Raw genomic sequence first — 3,762 nt, forward strand, 5'->3', positions numbered from 1 at the left:
AAGGCTTTGCGGATGCAGGTGAGCATGCCAAGCGCCAAAATATCGACCTTCAAGATACCCAAGGTTTCAATGTCGTCCTTGTCCCACTCGATGAAGGTGCGGTCGTCCATTGCCGCATTGCCGATGGGCACGGTTTCGATGAGGGGACGTTCGGTCAAGACAAAGCCCCCCACATGCTGGGAGAGATGGCGGGGGAAGCCGATCAATTCGCGGGTCAATTCAATCACGCGCAGCAAATAGGGGTCTTCAAAATCTAAACCAGATTGATCGATATGTTTATCTGGGTTCGCGCCCCACGACCCCCAAACAGTTGAAGACATGGCGGAGGTGACATCTTCGGTCAGCCCCATCACTTTGCCCACTTCGCGTATGGCGGAACGAGAGCGATAGGTGATCACTGTGGCGGTTAAGCCTGCACGGTGGCGGCCAAAGCGCTCATAGATATATTGAATGACCTCTTCACGGCGTTCATGTTCAAAATCCACATCGATATCGGGCGGCTCGTTGCGGTTTTCGGTGATGAAGCGCTCGAACAAAAGGTCAAGTTCGTTGGGATCGACTGAGGTGATGCCAAGGCAATAACACACGGTGGAATTGGCAGCAGAACCACGTCCTTGGCATAAGATCTCATCGAACCGACCTTTATCGGGTTGTGGGGTGCGGGCATATTTGACGATGTCATAAACGGTGAGAAAATAGGGCGCATATTCTTTATGCGCGATCAGCTTAAATTCTTTTTGAATGTTGGCTTTGATCTTATCGGGAATGCCATCCGGGTAGCGCCAATTAGCGCCTTCCCAGGTAATCTCTTCTAAATATTCTTGCGCGGTTTTGCCTTTGGGTACGGTTTCTTCTGGGTACTCATATTTCAATTCTTTGAGGTTGAAGGTGCAGGCGTGGGTGATCTCGAGCGTGGCGCCGAGCGCGTGTTCAAACCCTTCAAAGAGACGCGCCATTTCTTCGGGGCGTTTGAGGTGACGTTCGGCGTTGGCGGCGAGCAAAAAACCGGCTTTATCGATGGTGGTTTTTTCGCGAATGCAGGTGATGACGTCTTGCAAAGGGCGGCGGGATTTGTCGTGGTAAAGCACATTGTTGGTGGCCAAAAGCCGGGTGCTCAATTGGGTTGATAGGGAATTGAGCATAGCGATATGAGCGCGGTCATTGCCCTGATAAAGTGCACTGGCTGCCAAATAGACAGGCTTGGGCAAGGACTTGGCCATGCGGCCTAATTGTTGAATGTCCGCTGGGGTGATTTCTTCAGGCGGGATGAGGGCAAAAATACTGTCGCGGCAATGGTCGATAACGTCTTGGAGCTGTAAATGGCACTCGCCTTTTTCGGCGCGCATTTTACCGATGGAAAGCATGGTGCAAAGCCGCCCAAAAGCATCACGGGTTTTGGGGTAAGCGAGTAGGCTATAATTGTCATCAAGATCGATGCGCAGGCCAATCACCAATTTGAAATCCTCAATATGGCGGGCTTCGCGGTGGGCACGCACAATGCCGGCGAATGAATTGCGGTCGGTAATGGCGATGGCGGTTAAGGCTTTCATATAGCCGGTGGCCACCAGTTCGCCCGGGTGCGATCCGCCGCGTAGGAATGAATAGTTTGAGGTGGTTTGAAGCTCAGCGTACATTGCAGTTCTTCTTCATGCGAACAACCCATGTAGGCGCCACGTGGGGGCGCCTTTTTCCATCGGGTCATCATAATGGCCTTCGCGAAAAACCCAGTAGCGCAGGCCCTTATGGTCTTCGACTTCAAAATAGTCACGCACCCGCAACCGATCTGCGAGGTCTGCCCACCATTCAGGTAAAATCCGCTCGGGGCCTTGAGCATAGGTGATGTGGCGCAAAACCTTGCGCCATAGAAATTTGATGGGTGGACCTTCGGGGATTTGGGCAATGACCTCTATGGGTTCTGGATGGGCAAAAAGGGTGGCGGGGCGGCGCAAATTGCTTGGCCAATTTTCCCAAGCTTCAGGTTTTAAGGGGTGCACGGCTTTTTGGGATTGCTCGGGCAAATGGCTTTCAAAGGGGGCGAGGCGGTAGACCGCTCCGGGGCCCAAACGGTTGGCCACCCGGTCGAGCAATGGGGAGAGATTTTCATCTTGGCGCGCACTTGCATGGTGCGCATCAAGCTGGAGCTGCTGGGCAGGCAATTGGTCGATTTTATTGGCGTTAAGCACCAAAGCATCAATGCCAAAACCGGGATCAATTGTGATCAGTTTTTCGTCAAACAGGCGCTTGATATGGGGTTTAGAACGGCTGGGTTGAGCGAGCCTAATCGGAAAGCTTTTGATTTTCCCGTCGCCAAAAAAACAATCAAGCCGCAGGTGCAGCACCCCTTGCTGGAGCTTATCCAAAAGCGCAAAGAGCTGGTCGAGCAGTTCATAAAAACTGCGCTCGATATTGGGCAAATCAATGAATGGGTCAACAGGGGCGGCGGTGAAACGAAAATCGGGTTGATGTTCGGGGGCGGTAAGTGGCTCCTCATATCGACCCACCGCCTGATCGAGCCGTTTTAAAACCGCTTCGCCCTGATCTGGATCGGGAAAACGGCGGGTGAGCGCGGCGCGGGGCAGATCGAACAATTGCCCGATGGTTTTAAGCCCCAATTGAAAAAGCGCATCTGCTTGCTCGGGGGTAAGGCGCAGGGCATGAACGGGCAAAAAGGCCAAACCCTGATGCGGGTTATCTGCTGGTAGAATGGTCTTATTGTTCTTTTCATATTTGGTCAAAGCCCAGGCCGCGCCGATGGTGTCGCCAAGCCCTAAACGGGTTGAATGTCCAAGCTTTTGCAATTGGGTGTGAATTTGATTGAGCATTTGCTTTTCGCCCCCAAATAGATGGTCACACCCGGTGATATCGAGAAAAATTGTGTCCGGCAGGTGCGGCACAACAATGGGGGAAAACCGCAATAGCCATGCGGTGCGGCGCATCAGTAATTTTTGATCGGCTTTAGGGTCGTGGTGCAAGGTTTCAAGGTTATGACACACAGCCTTAGCGTCAGCCAAGCGCATGCCGGTGCGCACGCCCGCATGGTTGGCGGCGGGGTTTGCAGCAAAGATTTTGATGCCCTTTGGGGTTTGCTCCAATAGGGCGAGCGGTTTTTTTTGTGGTTTTGCTTTTTGATTGCCTTTAGCTGGCGAAACCGTGTCCGCCCTTTGGTTGGCGGGGTGTGTTTGACGCCACATGAGGCGCAAATTTTCGATTGGCAGCTGCGGGAACCATAAGCAAAGGATACGTCGATGTTTCATATTCTAGGCTCCATGATCCGGTTTGCCCGGTGCGACAGCGCAAAAGGTGGGCGCGCAATTGCCTTGTGCCGGGCGCGCGTTCATCAAATGGGTTTTTGGCGCTGCCTTGGCTTTCAATTTGCCAGCGGGAAAAGGCGGCGCTTGCGCCCTGACAATGGTGTGGGCGGTGTAAAAATAGAGGGGTTGCCCCTTGCTGTGTGGCCAAAGACAAGCGTCGCGTTTGGGTGAAGCTTAAATCTTGAATATGGCCAACCACCGCGGCAAAGCTTTTAGCGCGGGTCGCTTCTTCTAAAACCCATAAAAGCTCTGTGTCATTTTTGGCGGTGACCATGATGAAGCGGTTTGGGTCAAGATTAAACGCCAACAAGCCGGGGGCAAAAAGGCATCCCCCATCATGGATTTGGTGGCGGGTGGTGGCCCATAGGATTGGTGCATCAGATGGGGTGTTTTCACTTTGGGCTTTAAGCGCGAGCAGTAAAAAACCAATGCTGGCCGGATCACCATAGGT

The 3,762-nt window shown here is 52.9% G+C and carries 3 protein-coding genes; all 3 read right to left on the reverse strand.

Translation table 11 applies throughout. The features are described from left to right. The coding region (locus Q0231_RS01725) for a PHP domain-containing protein (protein ID WP_299344263.1) at positions 1-1,634 on the reverse strand (1,634 nt) is incomplete at its 3' end. Between the two features lie 12 nt (positions 1,635-1,646). Then, complete coding sequence (locus tag Q0231_RS01730; protein ID WP_299344266.1) at positions 1,647-3,191, reverse strand: DNA polymerase Y family protein; 1,545 nt, start codon at positions 3,189-3,191, stop codon at positions 1,647-1,649. Next, positions 3,136-3,762: hypothetical protein (locus tag Q0231_RS01735; RefSeq protein ID WP_299344269.1), on the reverse strand; the 627-nt coding region annotated here is incomplete at its 5' end. The genes Q0231_RS01735 and Q0231_RS01730, both read right to left, overlap by 56 nt.

The organism is uncultured Maritalea sp., from assembly GCF_937139385.1.
Lineage (GTDB): Bacteria > Pseudomonadota > Alphaproteobacteria > Rhizobiales > Devosiaceae > Maritalea > Maritalea porphyrae_A.